The organism is Streptomyces sedi (assembly GCF_006335015.1).
GTDB classification, from domain to species: domain Bacteria; phylum Actinomycetota; class Actinomycetes; order Streptomycetales; family Streptomycetaceae; genus Streptomyces; species Streptomyces sedi.
The window spans coordinates 168,726-188,986 of sequence record NZ_VDGT01000001.1; the positions used below are offsets into that span (position 1 = coordinate 168,726).

Genomic DNA, 20,261 nt, shown 5'->3' on the forward strand with positions numbered 1-20,261 from the left:
CCTACCCTGGGTCCATGCGATGGACCGCACGGGACATCCCCGACCTCAAGGGCCGCACCTCGGTGGTCACCGGCGCCAACGGCGGCCTCGGCTACGTCACCGCGCGTGAGCTGGCCAGGCGCGGCGCCCGGGTGGTGCTCGCCTGCCGCAGCCAGCGGCGCGGCGAGTCCGCGCTCTCCCGGCTCTTCGACGAGGTTCCGGAGGCCCGCGCCGAGCTGCGCCTGCTCGACCTGGGCGACCTCGCCTCGGTGCGCGCCTTCGCCGGCACCTGGGCCGACGCCCCGCTCCACCTGCTGGTCAACAACGCGGGAGTGATGGCCGTCCCCCGCTCCACCACCGCCGACGGCTTCGAGAGCCAGTTCGGCGTCAACCACCTGGGGCACTTCGCCCTCACCGGCCTGCTGTACGGGGCACTGCGCAACGCGCCCGGCGCCCGCGTCGTCACCGTCTCCAGCGTGCTCCACCTGCTGGGGAACATCGACATCAACGACCTCAACACCGAACGCCCCTACCGCCGTTGGCTGGCCTACGGCCGTTCCAAGACCGCCAACCTGCTCTTCACCCGCGAGCTGGCGCGCCGCACGACCGACGTGGACCTGCTGGCCGCGACCGTGCACCCCGGCTACGCCGACACCGACCTCACGCTCCAGTCCGCCCGGGCGCGGCGCAAGCCGGCCGGGGAGCGCGCCGCACGACTGGTCAACCGGACGTTGGCCAGTTCCGCGGAGGCCGGCGCCATGCCCACCCTCTACGCGGCGACCGCGCCGGACGTCGCCCCCGACTCGTTCACCGGCCCCGCCACCGTGCGCGGCCGGCGCACCCCCACCCTCCGCGCGCCCTGGACGCTCAACGACGCGGTCGCCCGCCGCCTGTGGCAGGTCTCCGAGGAGCTGACCGGCGTCCGCTACCCCGCCTCACGCGGCTGACGCGCCCCGGGACCGCCGTCGGCCGGCAGCAGCGTCCTGCCGACCGGCGTCACCGTGTGCAGCACCTCGTTGCCGCGGCGCGTCGAGTACAGCAGCCCCGACTCACGTAACACGCGGGCATGTTGGGACACCGAGCCCAACGAGACCCCCACGCTTCTGGCCAACTCCCCGGTCGTCGCGCCCCCTTCGGCCGCACACACCAGCACCCGCGCCCGCGTCGTCCCCAACAGCCGCCCCAGCGCCGCCGGATCGGCCGTGGTCACCGGGGCGTGAGCCACCGGATAGACCAGCACCGGCGGCAGCCCCGGGTCGGCCAGCATCACCGGCGTCCGCCAGCAGAAGAACGACGGCACCAGCAGCAGCCCGCGCCCCGCCAGCCGCAGCTCCCGGTCCACCGGATAGTCCACCTCCAGCACCGGCGGATCCCACCGCATCGCCGGCCGCAGCCCGGCCAGCAGCGCCTCCACCCCGCCCGACGCCAACCTCCGTGCCCGCACCGCCAGATCGGCGTCCACCGCGGCCCGCACCGTCGACCACACCGGATGCCCACCCACCGCGACCCGGTGGTAACGGTCCAGGTCGTCGACGAGCCGCCGCAACGCGCCCGGCCGCCCCTGGGCCAACTCCCGTAACCACACCGGGTACTCGGGGCTCCTCGCCAGCCGCGCCAGCTCGGAGGCCAGCCGCCGCCTCGGCGTCGCCCGCACCGCGTCCAGCGCCGCGCCCCAACCCGCCGCCGACTCCTCCGGGTTGAGGAAGTCGGGGAAGTAGCCGTGCCCCGGTATCAGCACCCGCAGGGTCTCCGGCACCTGCGCCGCGCGCAGCGAACGCCGCCACGCCCCGTACACGTGCGGCGCGTGCCCGTCCCGCAGCCGGTGCACGCTCAGCACCGTCTCCCACATCGGGTCGGCCCCCGCGGCCAGCCTGACCCGCCCCAGATCCTCCCCCGTGAACCGCACCCTGAGCGCCATCGGCCCAAGCCTCCCCTGAGCCAGGCCGAACCCCGGGGAACGGGAAGGTGTCCACCGGCCCCCGGTAGTGCGGCTGTTCGCGACTACCCGGCGGTTTTAGCCTACGTCGAAGCCGCTGGCCCCACATTGCCCCAGGGGCCACCCTTGGCCATCCGGCCCCGCTCGGGTCGGGGGAAAGAAACGGTGCCTGACCAGCGCCGGCGACCAGTCGTTGGCCGCGCCGGGCGGAAGACCCCTTCCTGGTGTCCCGGCGCACCGACGACTCCCCCGAGCGGAGGCCGCCCCCACGGGGATCCGTGCCGGCGCCGGCCCGAATGTCATCACCGGGACACAGTCCCGCACCGCCCCGGGAAACCGGCTGGTTCTCGTGCCATACTCTGCGCCGAACGGCCCCGGTGGAGCCTCGCTTGCGCACATCCGCGCGCATCGGGGCGCATCCGGGGGAATCCCGGTGGTTGCCGGGGAAATGCTCAACGGGGGAAGAACGTCATGGGGTTGGTACTGGCCTTCGTCGGACTGGTCGCGCTCGCGGCCGTCGTCGTCACCTTCGTGCTGCGCGCCCGCGCCAAGCCGCGGGCCACCGCGCCGCGCGCGCCGCGCGACCCGTTCGCGCCGGACGCCGAGACCGGCGGCGACCCGAGAACGCTGAAGGCCGGCGACATGGTCGAGTACCTCGGTCAACGCCTGTTCGTACGCGGCTCGTTGCGGCTCACGGAGGGCGGCTTCACCTGGTCGGAACACTTCCTCGACCCGATGGACGCCGACGTCGGCGAGGACGGCCGCCGCTGGATCTCCGTCGAGGAGGACCCCGACCTGGAGGTCATGCTCTGGACCGAGTACCGGGGCGAGGGCGAACTGCTGCCGTCCGCGAAGACGTTGACCGTCGAGGGCGTCACCTATGTCCGCGCCGAGCACGGCACCGCCGCCTACCGTTCCGAGGGCACCACGGGCCTGGGCGCCGACGGCCGCGTCGAGTACGCCGACTACGAGGCGCCGGGCGGCCGGGGCCTCGCCTTCGAGCGGTTCCCCGGCGCCGGCGGCCCCGGCCGCTGGGAGGTCTCCCTGGGCGAGCGGGTGCCGCGCGGCACCCTGACCATCTACCCGGGCGGCGACGCGTGAGCGGCGGCATACGCCTGGCCACGCCCTACCGCGACACCAGCGCCGACCAGCTCCGTTTCACCCTGACCGGGCCCCGCCGGCCGGCGCTCGCCGTCACCGACGCCGAACTCGACGGCGTCACCGTCCAGTTGCGTCTACTCGGCGCCTCACACCAGGTGCTGGCAGGACCCGTCAGCGAAACCCTCGCCTGCCTCCCCGCGGAGCCGGGCCAGGGCCCGCCGCACACCGTGCGCCGCGACATCGACGGCTGGCGCTACGCGTTCGACTCCACCGTGACGCGGCTGGAGTCCGACCAACTCAGCGCACGCGCGGCGGAGTTGCGCGAGGACCTCGCCCACCGACCGGCCGCGCTGCACGGCGTCTTCCCCGGTTCGCCCGACGCCCTCACCGGTCTGCTCACCTGGCGCGCGGGCCGAGTGGTCAACTGGCGCACCTGGCATGTCTATCCGCAGGCCGGCCAGGTCGTGACGACCGAGACCCGTCTGGAGATGCCGTGACCCACCGTCAACCGAGGCGCGTCGGCGTCGCCCTGGCCACGACCGTCGGACTCCTGCTGGTCGGCTGCTCCGGCGGCGGCTCCGCCGACGCCCCGCGCCGCTGGATCGCCGAGAACTACCAGCGCGACACCACCGCCACGTTCACCTATCTCGACACCAGCGACGCGCCGCGCGAGGTGGCCGACGAGATCCGCGGCAAGGCCAAGCCGGAGGACCAGATCACGGACTCGACCAGCGGCCAGATCTTCCTCCGCTACGACGACGACATCGTGGCCGTCAGCCCCCACCGGCCGAGCGGCAGCCGGATCGAGATCGAGGGGTACCGCAAGGGTGTCCAACGCTGGCACTCACACGTCGGGCACCGCTGGTCCTCCTCCCAGCACGACAACTTCCGCGGCGGCGGCCCCGGGACCGGCAAGTGACCCCCGCGCCCCGCACCCGCCCGCGCCCCGTTGCCCGCTGGCTGCCCCCGCTGACCGCACCGGTCCCCTCGGCCTTACCAGTCGGTTCGCCGGACGCTTACCAGTCGCGTTCCACTTACCAGTCCGTCGACCTGACCAGTCGGTTGACCTCACCAGTCCGTTGACCTGACCAGACGGTTGACCTCACCAGTCCGTCGACCTCACCAGTCCGTCGAATCAACAGAGCAGAAGTGCACCGCACAGAAGGCAGGTAGACCATGGGGGACATCTTCGAGTCCGCCGGCGAGACTCTCCTCTATGGCCTCGTCGGCTTCGCCGTGATGGCCGTCGCGTTCGTCGCCCTCGACCTCGTCACCCCCGGCCGGCTGGACCGCGTCGTCTGGCGGGACCGCAACCGGGGCGGCGCCATCGTCCTCGGCAGCCAGATGCTCGGCGTCGGCTGGGTCGTGATGCGCGCCGTCGGCAGCAGCGAGTCCGAGGACGGCCTCGGCTGGGGCCTGGTCTCCACCGGCGTCTACGGCCTGGTCGGCGTCGTGCTGATGATCCTCGTCTTCGTCGTCATCGGCTGGCTCGCGCCGGGCCGCATGGGCGCCGTCGCGTTCGAGGACCGGGACGGCCAGGCCCACCCGGCGGCCTGGGTGCACGGCGCCACCTACCTCGGCACGGCACTGATGGTCGGCGCGGCCCTCTCGTGATCCCGCGCCCTCGGCTGGCGCGGTTCCTGCTGCTCCTCACGGTCTTCCTCTGCGCCGCCTGCGGGCTGGTCTACGAGCTGGCCCTCGTCGCCCTCGGCGGCTATCTGATCGGCAACACCGTCTTCCAGACGTCGCTCGTCCTGTCCGTGATGGTCTTCGCCATGGGCGTGGGCTCGCTGGCCGCCAAGCCGCTGCGGTCCCGCGCCGTCGGCGCGTTCGCCCTGGTCGAGGGGCTGCTGGCGCTCGTCGGCGGCTTCTCCGTGCTGCTGCTGTACGTCCTCTTCGCCTGGGTCGGCATCTACACCGAGGCGATGGTGGTCGTCGCGTTCGTCGTCGGCATGCTGATCGGCGCGGAGATCCCGCTGCTGATGACGATGCTCCAACGCATCAAACGCCAGGAGGCCGGCGGCGCCGTCGCCGACATGTTCGCCGTCGACTACCTGGGCGCCCTGGTCGGCGGACTGTGCTTCCCGCTGATGCTGCTGCCGACGTTCGGGCAGCTCAAAGGCGCGCTGGTGGTCGGCGCCGTCAACGCGGCGGTCGGCATGGCGGTCGTGCTGTGGATCTTCCGCCGCCAGACGCGGCGCTTCGTGCGCGCCTCGCTGCTCACCACCATGGCGGTCATCCTCGCCCTGCTCGGCGGCGCCTACGCGTTCGCCGAGGACATCGAGGTCACCGCGCGGCAGCGCCTCTACCGCGACCCGATCCTGCTGGCCGAACGCACCCCGTACCAGGAGATCGTCGTCACACGGTCGTTCGCCTTCACCGGCGGCCGGGACCTGCGGCTCTTCCTCAACGGCGACCTCCAGTTCTCCTCCGTCGACGAGTACCGCTACCACGAGGCCCTCACCCACCCGGCGCTCGCCGGGACCCGCGGGCGGGTGCTGGTGCTGGGCGGCGGCGACGGGCTCGCGCTGCGCGAGATCCTGCGCTACCCGGACGTCGAGGAGGTCACCCTCGTCGAGATGGACCCGGCGATGACCGACCTCGGCAACGGCTTCGGGCCGTTGCGCGACCTCAACGAGCGCTCGTTCGAGGACGAACGGGTGAACGTCGTCCACGACGACGCGTTCAACTGGCTCCGCGACGCGCGCGGCCCCTGGGACGCGGTGCTGATCGACTTCCCCGACCCGGAGGACACGGCGACGGCGAAGCTGTACTCGGTCGAGTTCTACTCGATGCTCACCCGCGTCCTCGCGCCGGACGCCCGGGTGGTCGTCCAGAGCGGTTCGCCGTTCTTCGCCCCCAACAGCTACTGGTCCATCGAGGCCAGCCTCCGTGAGGCCGGCCTGTCGACCACGCCTTACCACGTGGACGTGCCCAGTTTCGGCAACTGGGGCTTCGTCCTCGCCGCCCAGTCCTCCGACCCCCCCGACCTCGCGCTCTCCCCCGACGCCCCGCCCCAGCGCTACCTCTCCCGCGAGGTCCTCGCCGCGTCCAGCGTCTTCCCCCCGGACCGCCAACGCCCGCCCGGTATCCGCCCGAACACCCTGATGGAGCCGGTGATCATCGAGTACAGCAAGGACGAGTGGCAGTACAACTAGGTCGGGTGGACGGCGCGTTCCACCCTCGCGTCCGCGGCGTTTCGGTACGGCAGGGCACGGGACGGCGGGGCACAGAACGGCTCGGCACGGCGCGGCCACCGCTGGCCGGCCCCCGGCCCTCCGACTCACGGACTCACGGACTCCGCTGACGCGACGGCACCACCCGCACCGCCTCCTCCATGATCCGGGCGTCCGAGACGCGGTGGGACCGCAGTTCGACGCTGTCCGGGTGTGGGATGGCGACGATGACGAGATGCCTGCCGGTGCGCTCCTCGTCCAGAAAGGCGACATCGAGCTTCGACAGATAGGCCCCCGGCTCGGGACGCGAATGGTAGACGACGACGAGGTCCTCGCCGTTCCGCTCCATGCGCTGATACGCCCTGACCGCCTCCAGGCCGTCGAACTCCCACATCTTCTCGGGCGAGTGCGCGACGTTGGTGATCCGGATCAGATGATCGGGGCGGTCCGAGCCGGCGGGACCCACCACCACGCCGCAGGCCAGCCGGGGGTACTCCTCCCTGGCATGGGCGACGATCTGGTCGCAGACCTCCTGGCTGAGGGTCAGCACCGCACGCGCGCCCCCGCCCCCGAGCGCCGGCGCGGCGCGCGGCGGCTGGTGCAGCACGACGTCCGGCGGCGCCCAGGCGCGGTTGCGGCCAAGCGCCAGCTGCCTGGCGGTGTTGCGGAACGCCCCCTGCGGCACCGGCCGCCCCTTCGCCCGCAGGGCGCGTTCCATGGTGCCGAAAACGGTCTCCAGATCGAGCAGTTCCGGGCCTCCGGGGATGCCCCGCGAGAGCAGCCCGACCAGCTCCCCGGTGAACGCGGTGTGCGGCTCGTCCGGCGGCGCGGCGGCCACCCGGTTCTCGTGGGCGGCGGCGAGCACGGCGGTGCCCTCCGCCGCGGCGACGGCCGCGATGCCGTCGTCGGCCATGCTGTTCAACGCCCGCCCGCTGAAGCAGCAGTCGAGCACGACCAGGCGTCGTTCCGGTCCTCGCGGCAGGCTGCGGCGGACCCATTCGTACGGGGTCGCCGTCGCGTGCACCCGGGCCGGGTCCGTGCGGTGCGCGGCGAGGTGCAGCGTCCCGTCGTACTCGTCGACCAGGCCGTGCCCGGCGTAGTAGACGATCAGGGTGTCGGTCGCCTCGGCCGCCGCCGAGGCGACCGCCCGGTCCATCTCGTCCGGAGACACCGGGCCGTCCAGCACCGTGCAGTGGTCGGCCGGCAGGCCCAGCAGATCCGGCGCCGTGAACAACGCGCGCAGCGCGGACAGGTTGTTGACGACACCGGGGAGGCCCGGCAGCGACTCGTACTCACCGACACCGATCAGCACGGCGCGGGTGCCGGCCGGGTCCGGGAGCCCGGCCATCAGTCGGCTCCCCTCGGCGCCCCGTCGCCGTCCCGGCTCTCCCGCTCCGCGGCCAGCACGTTCTCGATCAGGGCGGGAGCGTCCCGCACCCGCCGCGCGGTGACCGACACGCGCCTGCCGTCGCTCGCCGTGATCTCCACCCGCACGTCCGAACGGCGCTGCCGCAGCCACCCGGACAACGAGCCCGCCAGCACCGTGACCACGCCGCCGGCCCCCACCGCCACCGTCAGCGTGTCCGCCAACGCGCCCATCTCCCCGGCACCGACCGGGCGCCGCTCGACATCGACGGCGCCCCGCAGCCCGGCCTCGGCCTCCAGCCAACGCCGCAACGACGCCAGCTCCCGCGCCCCGTCCTCCCCCGCCGCAACGCGAATCCGTACCCGCACGCCCACCCCCAGGTGTCCGAACTCCGGTCCCCCCGCTTCGTCTTGATGGTGCCACGGCCGGGGCGTCGCAGCGTGCCGCTCACTCCTGCTCCGCGAGCGAGCACGCCGTGACGGTGAGCGTGGCCGCGTCCGTCTTCCTTCCCACCACGGCGATCGAACGCTACGGCGGGCCCGAGCAGATCGCCGCGGGCGACCTCTTCCTCGCCAGCCTCAGGCGTCCCACGCCACCAGCCCGGATGCGCTGGCCGCGCGGCGCGGCGCGGCGCGGGGTGGGGCGGGGTGGCGGGGCGCCGCCCGCCCGCCGCAGGGCGGGCGGCCACGCGACTAAGCTGGCGGCGGCGGCCGTTGGCTAAGCGACAGAGTGGGAGGAAGCCGTGACGCCTCGGAACAGCGGTGAGCGCGGCCGAGTTGGACCTGAAGGTAAAGTAAGTAAAATCCACCACCCCCACCGATAAACCGGCAGGTCACGAACCCTGCTCCCCGCACGCGCGGGGATGGTCCTACGGTCCTTCGTCCACGGCTGCACCGTGCGGGCTGCTCCCCGCACGCGCGGGGATGGTCCCGGCTGGTGTCCCGCTCACGGCGGCGGGCCTCCCTGCTCCCCGCACGCGCGGGGATGGTCCTGTCCCGGGCCACGTACTCGCCCGCACCCTCCGACTGCTCCCCGCACGCGCGGGGATGGTCCCGGGGAGCTGCGCCTGCTCCTCACCCGCCCGCTCTGCTCCCCGCACGCGCGGGGATGGTCCAGGTCCGCTGGTCAACCCGAGTCGATTGGTACGCTGCTCCCCGCACGCGCGGGGATGGTCCCTCGATGCTCACTCCGTGCCTCCGGGCAAGCAGCTGCTCCCCGCACGCGCGGGGATGGTCCCTGGGCCATGGGCCGTGTACCTGACCAACGACCCTGCTCCCCGCACGCGCGGGGATGATCCGCCGCAGTGGGTATACGACTGGCAGGACGCGTTCTACTCCCCGCGTTGCGGGGGTGCCCCCGGCCCGGGCCGGCGCCTGGGGCGCCCCGACCGTCGGTCAGATGAAGGCGGATTCGGGGCGGTCGGTGTTGATGAGGAGGGGGAGGCGGCGGCGTTGGCCGGTGGCGATGATGGCGTACTGGTAAAGGGCCGGGGGCTCGTACAGCTCCCGCATCGGGACCCAACTCGCCCCCTCCTTCGGGTCCCTGGACGGCACGTCCGGGAGGACGCCGCCGTCCAGGACGTACGTCAGCCCGTTGAGCGTGCCTTCGTCGTCCGTCGTCGGAGTCACCGCCACCACCTCCGACAACGCCCGTTCGCAACCCGTCGCCTCAAGGAACGCCTCGCGGGCGGTCAGGATGATGCAACGGCCGGGCGGCACCTGGCCGTTGGGCAGGATCCACCCCTCCTGGCCGTCCTCCCGCAGACCGCGCACCATCAGCATGTGGTTGCTCTGCGTCGTGGCCAGCACATGGAATGTGATCGGGATCGGGGAGTGGTTGATAGTGGTCAACATGACTGGTTTCTCCTTGCGTTAACTGGTCAAGGCAGGCAGAAGGCCCGACAGGGCCGTGAGCAGGCACATCAAGCCGACGAACGCCGGCCCCAGGAAGTCAGAACCCGAAGAGGCGGCCGGTGGTGGGTCGTCCGGGCGCGGGACCACCCGCCAGTGGCATTCCGTCCGGGCCAGGAAGAGCGTGTGGTCGGGCCGGTCCTGGGAGTGTTGGAGCGCCCAGACCGCGACCGGGAGCGAGTCGTCGTCGAAGAGCGGGGAGACCGCCTCGCAACTCATGCACTCCGCCCCGTAGATGCCCTCCGGCACCCCGGGCCCCCGCTCCTGGATCAACACCCGATCCGCGCCGCGCACGATGTCGTTCACGACGGACACGCCCCCGTCCAGAAGCGGGTCCCGAACGTCGTGCGGGCCCGAGGCTGCCAGCGGCCCCGCCGGCGCCGGGACGTCCAGGCGTCGCCGGGCGGCCGGTAGGGTTCCAACGCCCGTCCGTCGGGCGCGCGGGGCGCGGCCCGTTCGGCGTCGGTGAAGTCCCATGCCATCGCGGCCAGTTGGCGTAGGCAGGCGTCGCAGGCGTAGAGCGGGGCGGTGGCGCCCTCCGAGGTGAGGCACCCGATCCACACCACCGGCGAGACGCGATACCCGCACCAGAACCAGCAGGGCCCCAGAGCCCGTTGCTCCGCACCGACGATCCCCGGCACCGGTATCTGGAACTCCCACTCCGAAGGCTCCGTGTCCGAACGCACACCGTGCGCCCGCGCATTCACCCGATGCTCCGTTCCGGGACGACGCCCCTGCACGAGAACCAAACACTCTTACCCATGCGCAGCACGGTTCCTCGGCGAGCGACCCGCTGGGCGTAGGGCCTGGGCATGTAGCCGAAGTCGTCGACCATTTCGCGCAGCATCCACAGGCCCCGCCCGGACTCCGCGTCCCAGTCGGGCACTTTCCCAACCAACGGCGGTCGGTCGGAACGGTCGACGACCTCGACCAGCACATCGCCACACGCACGAGTGACGTTGAGACGGCAACGTTGATCCTCGACATGGCGGCTGACGTTCGCCAGCAACTCGGAGACACCGAGCCGAACGACCTCGGTCGCGGCCGTGGAGGCACCCCAGTCGGCCATAAGCCGACCGACGGCCTGGCGCCAGAACTCGATCTCGGCAGGGCGCACTTGTAAGGCCCAGCCACGTTTCGCTCGTACGGCCACACCGTGGCCGTCAACGGGTCGCAACGGATTCGTCATGGCACCTCCCGGACACGCCAACGCTCGATGAGGGCGCGCGAGGGCAACGGCTAGTCACTCGCCAGGCGCGCAGCGTCAGCGCCTTCAGAGTGACCCAACGGTCAGCGCTTCGCAAGCCGCTCAGCGCAGATTTGCGATTCGTCCAAGCGTTCTGATATCCCAACAGGTGCGGGATGCGGCAGACTTGTGCGCCATTCACCGAAGTCACGGGAGGTAGACATGGGACGACCGGTCAGCACTGTTCGTCGGATCAGGCTCGGCCTGGAGCTGCGTCGACTGCGCGAGCAGGTCGGCAAGTCGCAACAGGACGCGGCCGAGGCCCTGGACACCAGCGACACCAAGGTCAGTCGCCTCGAAGGCGGCAAGACCGGGCTCAGCCGCCTCGAACTGGTCGCGCTCCTGGACCTCTACGAGGTGTCCGACCGCCGCCTACGTGACGGGCTCCTCGAACTCAACCGCAACAGCAAGCAACGCGGTTGGTGGCAGCAGCGCCAGGATGTGATGACTCCCAAGCTCGTCGAACTGATCGAGCTGGAGTCCACCGCGAGCACCATTTTCCAGTACGAAGCGCTGGTGGTCCCGGGGCTGCTCCAGACCGAGGCCTACGCCCGCGCCATCATCAGCGGCTTTCCAACTCCGCACAGCCCATCCGTCGACCACGCCGTCCAGGTGCGCATGGAACGCCAGCAGTTGCTCACCCAAGACGAGAAGCCACGCCTGCTCTGCCTGTTGGACGAGGCGATCCTCCGCCGCCAGGTCGGAAGTCCCGAGGTCATGGCCGAGCAGCTCCGCAAGCTGGTCGCGGTCAACAACCCACCGCATCTGGCCATCCAGGTCATCCCGTTCGCCCGTGGAGCGCACGCGGGTCTGGACGGGAGCTTCCTCCACTTCACCTTCAGTGGAGCCGCGGACATGGACATCGTCTTCCTGGAGCAGAAGGGCAGCCGGGTCTTCGTCGAGGAGGAAGCCAGCGTGGAACCCTACCGAATCGCGGCTGAACACCTCCGCACCCAGGCGCTATCCTCGCCAGAGTCAATGACCTTGATCTCCGCTATCGCTGCGGAGTTCGACGGCAAGTGAAGGACACGACGATGCGATACGACCTGCCGGCCTCCAGGTGGCGCAAGTCGACCTACTCCAACGGCGGCAGCGGCAGCTGCCTCGAAACTCAACGCACCAACGACGGCCTCGTGGCCGTCGGCGACAGCAAGGACCGCGCCCTCGGCGCGTTCACCTTCCCCACCCCGGCATGGAACGCCTTCGTGACCGCCGCGAAGCGTTCCACCTTCGCCGACTGACCGCACGACCTTCTACGGCATGTACCCGATCGACCTCTCCACCGACCGGCTCTCGCTGCGCGAGTTGACGACGGACGACGTGGACGCCGTCCACGCCCTCTACGGGAACGCGGAGGCGACCCGGCACCTCTCGTTCGAGCCGCGCACCCGGGACCAGGTCGGTGGGATCGTCGCCCGTTCGATGGTCTCCGCCGTTGCGCAGCCGCGCGACGAGTACGCCCTCGCGGTGTGCGCGGCGGACGGCAAACTGATCGGGTACGCCCGCCTCGCACTCGAAGGACAACGCGCCGCCCAGATCGGATTCGCCCTGCACCCGTCGGTATGGGGACGCGGCCTGGGCACCGAACTGGTCACCCTGCTCCTCACGTTGGCCTTCGACCGCCTCACCCTCCACCGCGTCTGGGCCGCCCGCGCCCCGCGCAACGACGCGTCCGCCGCGCTGCTGCACCGCGTCGGCATGACCGAGGAAGGCACCATCCGCGACCACGTCCACGTCGCCGGAACCTGGCGCGACTCCGTGGTCCACTCCATCCTGGAACAGGAGTGGAAGGCGGGCGCGGTGCTCACCGCGGCGAGAGACGACGGACGCGCAGCGGCCTACGACCGATGAGTTCGTGTTCTGGCTGATGGGGGAACCGTGAAAGCCAACAGCGAGTGAGCAGAATGCCTCCCTCGAATAAACCCGCGGCTCACGAACCTCGCGCCCCGCGCCTGCGGGGGTGTTCCGCACTTGTCCCACGCGCATCACGAAGGTTCGAGAGCGATCTGCTCCCCGCGTGTGCGGGGATGTTCCAGCCCGGTGGCGCGGGCGGCGTCGACAGTCGGGAAAGCACGTCTTCGACTCCGCGCCAGCTGCTGGGTAAGCCAAGTGCCCTCCAGCGGCTACGACCAGAAGGGGCCGACTCGTGGTTCAAGGCCCACTCCCCCATACACCCCGGCACGAGTTTCCGCCCGACCTACGGCGCCAGCTCACCCTTGGGCATATCCGGGAATGCGGGATCGGACGGGTCGCGGAGTCTCCGGTCCCCTACCGGAGGTGGGGTGGCGCCGGACTGTCGATCGGGGTCACCCTCGGAGTGTTCCTGGCCCTGGGGATCGCGGCGGCGGTCGGTGTGTCGAACAGTGATGACGCCGATGTCCCGGTCGCCGTACCGGTGTTGGCCTCGATGGGCGCCTGGGCGGTGCTCTACGGGCTGCCGGTCCTGCTGCCTCACGCCCTCCGGGCCCGCCGCCTCAGGCGCCGGCTCACCGCCGCAGCGAACGCCTCCCCCGCATACGCTCAGACGCTGCCGGGATTCGCCGAAGAGGCGGCGGGCCGGGTCAGCTACGGCGATGGCCGACTGCGGCTGCTCACCGCCGAGGGGACGGCGTGGGAGGTGCCGTTCGCCTCCATCCACGTGGTCGAGGAGCTGCCGCCCAAGGGGCTGTTCGGCCTGCCAGGGATCGATGTGCTGACCCATGGCGGCACTTGGACGGAGATCCGCGCCGTCAGCAACCAGGAGCTGCTCAGCACCCTGGAACAGGCCGGCACCCCGGTGCTGCGGGCCGTCAACCGCATGTGAAAGTCGGCTGTGCTCCTGCCTGCGCCTTCGTGGACGCCGCCAAGCGCTCCCCCCCCCCTCGCCGACTGACTCCCCACTCCCCACGCGCGCCGACGAGGCCGCTTCGCACCGAGACCGAGGTGCGGAGCGGCCTCGTCGCTGTTCTGCGCCATGTCGGTCGGAAACCGACCGGACCCGACCGGACCGCGGACTCGACCACTCCAAGGGGCTATCGAATAATGATAGAGTTCTATCGTTAATCGATAGAACATGGAGTCCGGATGACACACCTCCTCCCACGCGCCCTGCGCGCCGCCCTTGTCGCGGTGTTCGCCCTCGGCCTGGGCATCCAAGCGCTGACCGCGTACCTCGCGCACACCGAGGGCGGCCGGAACGGCGACCTCACCGTGTCACCCGACGGGACCGTCACGGTGGGCGGCGACCTGGTGTCCTCCGTCATGCGGGCGCACGGCACCGAGGTGGCGCTCTACACCGTCGCCGCCCTCGTGCTGGTTCAGGTCGTCGTGGTCTGCGTCTGGCGACTGGCGACTCTCGCCCAGAACGGCGAGGCCCTCAGCTCCGCCTCGCTGCCCTACCTCACCGTCACCATCCGCGCGTTGGCCGGCGCGACGGTCCTGCTGACCCTTCTCGCGCTACGCATCGGCGACGCCGTGCCGCTCAGCTTCACGCTCTACCCCTGGGGGGCCGTTCTGGCCGCCGGCACCGGGACGCTGGTCATGGTGCTGCTGCGCACCCTGCTGCACCAGGCCATCGAGCGCGACGTCGAAGCCACTCGTATGCACGATGAACTCAAAGGGCTGGTCTGATGCCGATCGTCGTCGACATCGACGTGATGATGGCCAAGCGCAAACTCACCACGGGCCGGCTCGCCGACTACGTCGGCATCTCCCCCGCCAACCTCGCCGTGTTGAAGAACGGCCGCGCCAAAGCCGTCCGCTTCAGCACCCTTGAGGCCCTGTGCGAGGTGCTCGACTGCCAGCCGGGCGATCTCCTGCGCTACGTCCCCGCCACTGACGACGCCGAGCCTGCCGAGCCTGCCGAAGCGGACGGCCCGCCCGAGTGAACGAAGCTCCGTCCGGTCCCCGTCCGCGCCCTACCAGCGGTACCAGCGGCCCCGCTGGCCGCCCGCTCCGGCGGGGCGGATGAAGAAACCGAGGAGCCAGATGATCAGAATGATCACGGCGATCCACCACAGAGCCTCCACCGCGAACCCGAGGCCGAAGAAAATCAGAGCGAGAAGCAGTACGAGAAGTATCGGACCCACGAATCAAACCTCCAGCGCTTCGCGTTTCCCGCTCAGCGCGGGACGCCCGTGAAATGTCTCTCTCACGTTGCGCCCAGGGCCCGAGTACGGCGACCCGGGTGAGGCATTCGTGTTCAGACCTCACCGCACACGTTCATTCGGTCACGCGAAAAACGTTCCCGCTGTCGAATAGTGGGCGCTGCCGGCCCGGTGTGTCACCGGCACCGGGCCGGCAGCGGGTCTGGGAATTCCCCGGCGGCGTGCGCTCGGGGCAGAGGAGATAGGTCCGCTACCAGCGGTACCAGCGGCCCCGGCTTCCGCCCGTTCCCGCGGGGCGCACCACAAAGCCGACGACCCACACGACCAGCACCACCACGGCGAGCAGCCAGAGAACCTTGAACGCGAATCCCAGGCCGAACAGCAGCAGTGCGAGAAGCAGAACGAGCAACAGCATGCCCATGGTTACCAACCTCCTGACTTCGCTGCTGCCCGACCGTCCCGAGAACATTCCCCGTTTCGCCGGGAAATGACGAGAGAGACGACGGGTCCCCGGGATCGGACGACCCCGGGGACCCGTGCCGCAAGGGCCTCAGCCCTTGACGCAGACGACCTGCCGCAGCTCCGCCGTCACCTCGACCAGGTCGCCCTGACGTGCGATGACCTGCTCGATCGGCTTGTAGGCCGAGGGGATCTCGTCGACGACCCCCGCGTCCTTGCGGCATTCGACGCCGCGCGTCTGGTCCGCCAGATCCCGTTCGGTGAACCGCCGCTTCGCCGCCGTCCGGCTCATCCGCCGGCCAGCGCCGTGCGAGGCGGACTGGAAGGAACGGGGATTGCCCAGCCCCCGCACGATGTAGGAACGCGTCCCCATCGACCCCGGCACGATTCCGTACTCGCCCGCGCCTGCCCTGATCGCGCCCTTGCGGGTGACAAGCAGGTCCATTCCCTCGTAGCGTTCCTCGGCCACGTAGTTGTGGTGGCAGGAGATCTCCTGCTCGAAACGGGGCTTCGCCTTTCCGAACTCCTTACGGATCACGTCCTTCAGCAGCGCCATCATCACGCCACGGTTGTAACGCGCGTATTCCTGCGCCCAGAAGAGGTCGTTCCGGTACGCCGCCATCTGCGGCGTGTCGGCCACGAAGACCGCGAGGTCCCGGTCGATCAGGCCCTGGTTGTGCGGGAGGCCCTGGGCGACGCCGATGTGGTGGTCGGCCAGCTCCTTGCCGATGTTCCGCGAGCCGGAGTGCAGCATCAGCCAGACCCGGCCCTCGGTGTCGAGGCAGATCTCCACGAAGTGGTTGCCCGAGCCCAGCGACCCCATCTGCTTGGTCGCCCGTTCGCGCCGGAACGACACGGCGTCCGCCACCCCGTCGAACCGCGACCAGAAGTCGCCCCAGCGCGCGCCCGTTCCGGAGCCGTAGTCGAACAGCCGCGTCGGGTCGACCGGCTCGTCGTGCATACCGCGCCCGACCGGGATGGCCCGCTCGACGCGCGAACGCAGCCGCGACAGGTCACCCGGCAGGTCCTCGGCGGTCAGCGAGGTGCGGACGGCGGACATGCCGCAGCCGATGTCGACCCCGACGGCGGCCGGGCAGACGGCGCCCTCCATGGCGATCACCGAGCCGACGGTGGCCCCCTTGCCGTAGTGCACGTCCGGCATCACGGCGAGCCCGCGCACCCACGGCAGCGTGGTGACGTTGCGCAGCTGGCGCATCGCGCTGTCCTCCACCTGCGTGGGGTCGGCCCACATCCGGATCGGTACCCGGTCCCCCGGCAGCTCGGTGAATCCCATGTCTCCCCCTCGGTCGTCCGCGGTCACGCACACCGCAGCCGCCCCCAACCGCCTTGCGGCGGCCGGGCGTTGTCAGCGCGCGGTGCCTCCATGGTCGCGCGCGGGGGTGGGTCCCGCACAACGGGTTTTCGCCCCGCGCCCCGGCCACGCCGTTGGTCAACCCGGCCGGCGCGCTTCGCTCAAAGGGGCTAACTTCGGACGAACGCCGGTGGGACAGCCTCACGCCCCGGCGCTTTCCTGCGCGGGATTCCCCGTGTCAACTGGCCGAGCGCCACCTTGTGACACCGGGAAGGCGCTCCCTACGCTGTGGAGAATTCTCACGAACGGGGTGGAAGCAGCGGAGAGAAGCGGAGTGCGGGCCATGACACGTCCCTGGGAGGCCGACCCCTCGGCCTCGTTCCACCGCAGGCTGGGCCGTTCGGCGCAGGAGACCGACGACTCGGACGGGCGGGACGCGTGTCCGGACATCTGGCAACTGAGCAACGGCGATGTCGCGGTGATCGGCCGTGACCTCACGGGGACTTACGCGGCTCGCCTGCCCTCCGGGGTCAGCGTCGCCGCGGACGAGCGTCTCGTCGTCATCCCGGGGAACATGCTCAGCGCCGCGAAGAGCGACATTCCCGATGCCTGAACTCAGCATCCCCCCACTCGACCCCGCGCGCGGCCTCCTTCTCGACAGCGACGCGTACCGGGAGGACTTCCGGGCGACGGACGCGCGGGTGCACGGGCACGACTCGTGGAAGTTGGAGCGGGCGCAGCACTTCGAGGAGGCCGGACGGCCGGCGCGGGAGGCACTACGGCAGGGTGACTGGGCACGTTCGCTGAGCCTGCTGGAGGAGAACCGCGAGTCGCTGGCCCGGTTCGCGGAGGAGGACCGCCGCAAGGAATCGTTCTTCCACCGGGTGCGGATTGTGGAGGAACCGCTGACGCCCTATCTCCAGTGGGAGTTGCACTCCCTGCGGCTGGCCGCCGAGTACGGCGAGCGGGTGCGGGTGGTGCCGGTGGATCTGGTGCGCCGTTGGGAGGCAGCCGGGCCGCTGCCGGAGCTGGTGGTGCTCGGCGGTCTCGCGGTCTACCAGGTGCGCTACACCCCGGAGGGGGTGCCCGACGGGGGGGTGCGGTTCGACGATCCGGCGCTGGTGGCGTCGTGGGAGGGGTTCCTCGCCGGCCTGTACGGGCAGGGTGAGGAGTTGGGCGCCTACTTCACGCGCGCGGTCGCCCCGCTGCCGCCGCCCGTGCTCGGAGGCTCGGGCCATCAGCCGTCCTGAGGACGCCGAGTCGGGCGGGACACACTCCGAACTCTCCGGCATCTCGCGCGACGTAGTGCAGGCGGGAGCCGTCAGCGGCGGGGTGCACTTCCACTCCGCACCGGGGCCGACCGGGACCGGTGGTGGCCCGGTACCACGTCAACTCCCCGGCGGCATACCGCACTTCGTCAACCGGGACCGGGAGCTGGCACGGCTGGACGCGATGCTGGTAGAGGAGGGCGGTCCGCCGTTCGCCGTCCCCGTCTGTCTGATCACCGGCACGGCCGGCGGCGGCAAGACCTCCCTGGCGCTGCGGTGGGCGCGGCAGGTGCGGGAGCGCTTCCCCGACGGGCAGTTGCACATCAATCTGCGCGGCTACGACCCGGGCGAGCCGGTGTCCGCCGCCGAGGCGCTGCACCGCTTTCTGGGCGCGCTCGGGGTGCGGCCGGAGAACGTGCCGGCCGCCCCGGACGCCGCCGCCGCGCTCTACCGTTCGTTGCTCGCCGGCCGGCGGATGCTGGTGCTGCTGGACAACGCGGCGACGGCCGCGCAGGTGCGCCCGCTGCTGCCCGGAACAGCGAGCTGTCTGACGTTGGTCACCAGCCGGAGCCGGCTGCCAGGGTTGGCGATCCGGGACGGCGCCCGGCGGATCACGCTCGGCACGTTGCCGGAGGCCGAGGCGGTCACGCTGCTGCGGTCGGTGACGGCCGAGACGCGAACGGGGGACGCGCCGGAGGAGTGGGCGGAGTTGGCGCGGCTGTGCGCGGGATTGCCGTTGGCGCTGCGGATCGCCGCCGAACGCGCGGCGGGGCGCCCGCATCTGGCGCTGGGGGAGCTGATCGACGAACTCCGCGACGAGTCGGCGCTGTGGGACGCGTTGAGCACCGGGGAGGACGAGGAGGCGGAGGCGGTGCGGACCGTCTTCGCCTGGTCCTTCCGCGCGCTGCCCGCGGAGGCGGCCCGGATGTTCCGGCTGCTGGGCCTGCATCCGGGCCCCGACTTCGCGCCGGGCGCCGCCGCCGCGCTGGCCGGTGTGGGGCGGGCACGCGCCAGGCAGCTGCTCGATGTGCTGGTGGGCGCGCACCTGTTGGAGCAGTCGGCGCCCGACCGGTACGCGTTCCACGACCTGTTGCGGGCCTACGCCTTCGACCAGGCGCGGCGCGACGAGCCGGAGGAGGGGCGGCGCGCGGCGCTGCGCCGTCTGCTGGAGTGGTATCTGGGAATGGCGGTGGCCGCCGCCGCGTGGCTGAGCCCCACCGAGGAGTGGTCGGTACCGGAGGCAGGGGATCCAGGGGTGGCGGCGGCTCTGGTCGAGGCGCGCTTTCCGGGGTTCGACGCGGCGATGGACTTCGCGGAGCGCGAGTTCGCGAACCTGGTGGCCGCGGTACCGCTGGCGGCCCGGCTGGCACTGCCGAAGCTGGGGTGGCGGTTGGCCGCCGTGCTGTGGGATGCCCAACCGCCTTCGACCGGAGCGTTGTTGTGGCCGCCCGCCGGACGTGTCGGGCGGGAGATGGCGGAGGCGGCCGGCGACGCGGTGGGGCAGGCAGTCCTGCTGACCAGTCTGGGGATGGCACTGGTCCGGGCCAACGAGCTGACGGACGCGGTCCTCCACTACCGGAACGCGCTGGACCAGTGGCGGGGCGTGGGTGACCGGGCCGGGGTGGCGGATGTGCTCAGCCTGCTGGGGCTGGTGCATATGCGTCGGCGAGAGCTGGGGCAGGCGGTGGCGTGCTTCGACGAGGCGCATGCCACGTTCCGCGCTGTGGGCCCGCCGCACCGGGCGGCGACGGTGCTCGCCAACCTGGCGACGGCACGGCTGCGCGCCGGTGAGTCGGCGGCGGCGGGCGCGGGTGCGGAACGTGCACTGGCCGAGCACCGGGAGTTGGGCGACCGACGCGGTGAGGGGAACGCCTGGAGCCTGATGAGTGAGGTGCTGCGGGAGCGCGGGGAGTTCGAGGCGGCGCGGGACGCCGCGCGGCGGGCGGTGGGCATCGCGTGGGAGCTGCGCAACCGGCGGTTGGAGGGCTACTGGCTACTGGCTCTGGGCGCCGCCCAGTTGGCTCTGGACGACCCTGCCGAGGCACTGGTCTCTTACCAGCGTGCCGCTGCCCTCCAACGGCGGCACGCGGATCGGGGCAGGGAGGCGTTGGCCTGGCAAGGGGCCGGGGTGGCCTATCGGCGGCTCGGCCGGGCGGCGGAGGGCGTGGACTTTCTGCGGCGGGCCGTCGCCGCGCAGCGCGCGGTGGGCGATGACTGGCACGCGGCGCTCGCGCTGGCCGACCTGGCAGACGCGCTGGCCGACGACGATGCGCCGACGGCGGCCGGGCATCGGGCGGCGGCCGTGCGTCTGCTGGGCGGCGCCGACGATCCGCGGGCCGTGGCCGTGCGGGAGCGGCTGCGGGGGGCGGAGGCCCGGAGTGACCGGGGTGGCCGGAGCGGCGGGCCATAACGGTGGTTTTACG

At 71.6% G+C, this 20,261-nt stretch carries 26 protein-coding genes and 1 CRISPR repeat array; of the genes, 16 read left to right on the forward strand and 10 right to left on the reverse strand.

Annotation, left to right across the window (positions count from 1 at the left end; genetic code table 11):
• The first annotated feature begins 14 nt into the window (after positions 1–14).
• Entirely contained in the window at positions 15–926 is a 912-nt protein-coding gene (locus tag FH715_RS00565; RefSeq protein WP_139639988.1) for an oxidoreductase, read from the forward strand.
• On the opposite strand, the gene FH715_RS00570 is transcribed toward FH715_RS00565, so the two are convergent.
• On the reverse strand, positions 905–1,897 hold the full coding sequence (locus FH715_RS00570; RefSeq protein WP_139639989.1) for an ArsR/SmtB family transcription factor: 993 nt from the start codon (positions 1,895–1,897) through the stop codon (positions 905–907). The genes FH715_RS00565 and FH715_RS00570 overlap by 22 nt on opposite strands.
• A gap of 489 nt (positions 1,898–2,386) precedes the next feature.
• Here FH715_RS00570 and FH715_RS00575 point away from each other — a divergent pair, with 489 nt between their 5' ends.
• The 5 genes from FH715_RS00575 to FH715_RS00595 all read left to right on the forward strand — a co-directional run bounded on the left by FH715_RS00575 (position 2,387) and on the right by FH715_RS00595 (position 6,174).
• The gene (locus FH715_RS00575; RefSeq protein WP_139639990.1) at positions 2,387–3,016 is read left to right on the forward strand and encodes a DUF4178 domain-containing protein; all 630 of its coding nucleotides are present in this window, start codon (positions 2,387–2,389) and stop codon (positions 3,014–3,016) included.
• Positions 3,013–3,513, forward strand: coding sequence for a DUF2617 family protein (locus tag FH715_RS00580; RefSeq protein WP_211367353.1), 501 nt, complete (start codon positions 3,013–3,015; stop codon positions 3,511–3,513). Before FH715_RS00575 ends, FH715_RS00580 begins: the two co-directional genes overlap by 4 nt.
• Entirely contained in the window at positions 3,510–3,935 is a 426-nt protein-coding gene (locus FH715_RS00585) for a DUF4247 domain-containing protein (RefSeq protein WP_170184579.1), read from the forward strand. The genes FH715_RS00580 and FH715_RS00585 overlap by 4 nt, the downstream gene beginning before the upstream one ends.
• A 257-nt stretch (positions 3,936–4,192) precedes the next feature.
• Positions 4,193–4,630, forward strand: a complete 438-nt coding sequence (locus tag FH715_RS00590; RefSeq protein ID WP_139639992.1) for a DUF350 domain-containing protein — start codon at positions 4,193–4,195, stop codon at positions 4,628–4,630.
• Positions 4,627–6,174, forward strand: coding sequence for a polyamine aminopropyltransferase (locus FH715_RS00595; RefSeq protein WP_170184580.1), 1,548 nt, complete (start codon positions 4,627–4,629; stop codon positions 6,172–6,174). The genes FH715_RS00590 and FH715_RS00595 overlap by 4 nt, the downstream gene beginning before the upstream one ends.
• Before the next feature lie 133 nt (positions 6,175–6,307).
• On the opposite strand, the gene FH715_RS00600 is transcribed toward FH715_RS00595, so the two are convergent.
• Positions 6,308–7,540 carry a caspase, EACC1-associated type gene (locus FH715_RS00600; protein ID WP_139639994.1) on the reverse strand — a complete coding sequence of 411 codons (1,233 nt, stop codon included), beginning with the start codon at positions 7,538–7,540 and terminating at the stop codon, positions 6,308–6,310.
• Positions 7,540–7,926, reverse strand: a complete 387-nt coding sequence (locus FH715_RS00605; protein WP_139639995.1) for an effector-associated constant component EACC1 — start codon at positions 7,924–7,926, stop codon at positions 7,540–7,542. The genes FH715_RS00600 and FH715_RS00605 overlap by 1 nt, the downstream gene beginning before the upstream one ends.
• Positions 7,927–8,033: 107 nt before the next feature.
• Between FH715_RS00605 and FH715_RS00610 the strand changes: the two genes are divergently transcribed.
• A complete protein-coding gene (locus tag FH715_RS00610) occupies positions 8,034–8,279 on the forward strand; it encodes a hypothetical protein (RefSeq protein WP_139639996.1) in 246 nt (81 codons plus the stop codon).
• A gap of 120 nt (positions 8,280–8,399) precedes the next feature.
• A CRISPR array of direct repeats spans positions 8,400–8,855; the repeat unit is 28 nt; unit sequence CTGCTCCCCGCACGCGCGGGGATGGTCC.
• 97 nt (positions 8,856–8,952) lie between these two features.
• Here FH715_RS00610 and FH715_RS00615 read toward each other — a convergent pair.
• Genes FH715_RS00615 through FH715_RS00630 form a run of 4 tightly spaced genes read right to left on the reverse strand, consistent with a single transcriptional unit; the run spans position 8,953 to position 10,657 of the window.
• Positions 8,953–9,411 (reverse strand): NUDIX hydrolase, encoded by a 459-nt coding sequence (locus tag FH715_RS00615; RefSeq protein ID WP_139639997.1) that lies wholly within the window; start codon positions 9,409–9,411, stop codon positions 8,953–8,955.
• An 18-nt stretch (positions 9,412–9,429) separates the two neighbouring features.
• Positions 9,430–9,783, reverse strand: a complete 354-nt coding sequence (locus tag FH715_RS00620; RefSeq protein ID WP_139639998.1) for a DUF7848 domain-containing protein — start codon at positions 9,781–9,783, stop codon at positions 9,430–9,432.
• Positions 9,771–10,154 carry a hypothetical protein gene (locus FH715_RS00625; protein WP_139639999.1) on the reverse strand — a complete coding sequence of 128 codons (384 nt, stop codon included), beginning with the start codon at positions 10,152–10,154 and terminating at the stop codon, positions 9,771–9,773. The genes FH715_RS00620 and FH715_RS00625 overlap by 13 nt, the downstream gene beginning before the upstream one ends.
• Positions 10,155–10,171: 17 nt before the next feature.
• Positions 10,172–10,657, reverse strand: coding sequence for an ATP-binding protein (locus FH715_RS00630; protein ID WP_139640000.1), 486 nt, complete (start codon positions 10,655–10,657; stop codon positions 10,172–10,174).
• 219 nt (positions 10,658–10,876) lie between these two features.
• Here FH715_RS00630 and FH715_RS00635 point away from each other — a divergent pair, with 219 nt between their 5' ends.
• From FH715_RS00635 to FH715_RS00660, 6 genes are all read left to right on the forward strand, one after another.
• Positions 10,877–11,737, forward strand: coding sequence for a helix-turn-helix domain-containing protein (locus FH715_RS00635; protein WP_139640001.1), 861 nt, complete (start codon positions 10,877–10,879; stop codon positions 11,735–11,737).
• Positions 11,738–11,748: 11 nt separating this feature from the next.
• Entirely contained in the window at positions 11,749–11,955 is a 207-nt protein-coding gene (locus FH715_RS00640; protein WP_139640002.1) for a DUF397 domain-containing protein, read from the forward strand.
• A gap of 19 nt (positions 11,956–11,974) precedes the next feature.
• The gene (locus FH715_RS00645; protein WP_139640003.1) at positions 11,975–12,565 is read left to right on the forward strand and encodes a GNAT family N-acetyltransferase; all 591 of its coding nucleotides are present in this window, start codon (positions 11,975–11,977) and stop codon (positions 12,563–12,565) included.
• Between the two features lie 502 nt (positions 12,566–13,067).
• Complete coding sequence (locus tag FH715_RS00650) at positions 13,068–13,517, forward strand: hypothetical protein (RefSeq protein WP_139640004.1); 450 nt, start codon at positions 13,068–13,070, stop codon at positions 13,515–13,517.
• Positions 13,518–13,777: 260 nt separating this feature from the next.
• Positions 13,778–14,323 carry a DUF2975 domain-containing protein gene (locus FH715_RS00655; RefSeq protein ID WP_139640005.1) on the forward strand — a complete coding sequence of 182 codons (546 nt, stop codon included), beginning with the start codon at positions 13,778–13,780 and terminating at the stop codon, positions 14,321–14,323.
• Complete coding sequence (locus FH715_RS00660; protein ID WP_139640006.1) at positions 14,323–14,580, forward strand: helix-turn-helix domain-containing protein; 258 nt, start codon at positions 14,323–14,325, stop codon at positions 14,578–14,580. The genes FH715_RS00655 and FH715_RS00660 overlap by 1 nt, the downstream gene beginning before the upstream one ends.
• A gap of 30 nt (positions 14,581–14,610) precedes the next feature.
• Here the strand turns inward: FH715_RS00660 and FH715_RS00665 are convergent, their stop codons facing one another.
• From FH715_RS00665 to FH715_RS00675, 3 genes are all read right to left on the reverse strand, one after another.
• The gene (locus tag FH715_RS00665; protein WP_097233802.1) at positions 14,611–14,781 is read right to left on the reverse strand and encodes a hydrophobic protein; all 171 of its coding nucleotides are present in this window, start codon (positions 14,779–14,781) and stop codon (positions 14,611–14,613) included.
• Between the two features lie 268 nt (positions 14,782–15,049).
• Positions 15,050–15,220, reverse strand: a complete 171-nt coding sequence (locus FH715_RS00670; RefSeq protein WP_139640007.1) for a hydrophobic protein — start codon at positions 15,218–15,220, stop codon at positions 15,050–15,052.
• Positions 15,221–15,349: 129 nt separating this feature from the next.
• Positions 15,350–16,552 carry an RtcB family protein gene (locus FH715_RS00675; RefSeq protein ID WP_139640008.1) on the reverse strand — a complete coding sequence of 401 codons (1,203 nt, stop codon included), beginning with the start codon at positions 16,550–16,552 and terminating at the stop codon, positions 15,350–15,352.
• Positions 16,553–16,913: 361 nt separating this feature from the next.
• Between FH715_RS00675 and FH715_RS00680 the strand changes: the two genes are divergently transcribed.
• Genes FH715_RS00680 through FH715_RS00690 form a run of 3 tightly spaced genes read left to right on the forward strand, consistent with a single transcriptional unit; the run spans position 16,914 to position 20,248 of the window.
• A complete protein-coding gene (locus FH715_RS00680; protein ID WP_139640009.1) occupies positions 16,914–17,183 on the forward strand; it encodes a hypothetical protein in 270 nt (89 codons plus the stop codon).
• Positions 17,176–17,820, forward strand: coding sequence for a DUF6879 family protein (locus FH715_RS00685; RefSeq protein WP_211367355.1), 645 nt, complete (start codon positions 17,176–17,178; stop codon positions 17,818–17,820). The genes FH715_RS00680 and FH715_RS00685 overlap by 8 nt, the downstream gene beginning before the upstream one ends.
• Positions 17,821–17,875: 55 nt before the next feature.
• Positions 17,876–20,248 carry an ATP-binding protein gene (locus FH715_RS00690; RefSeq protein ID WP_246108465.1) on the forward strand — a complete coding sequence of 791 codons (2,373 nt, stop codon included), beginning with the start codon at positions 17,876–17,878 and terminating at the stop codon, positions 20,246–20,248.
• The last annotated feature ends 13 nt before the right edge of the window (positions 20,249–20,261 follow it).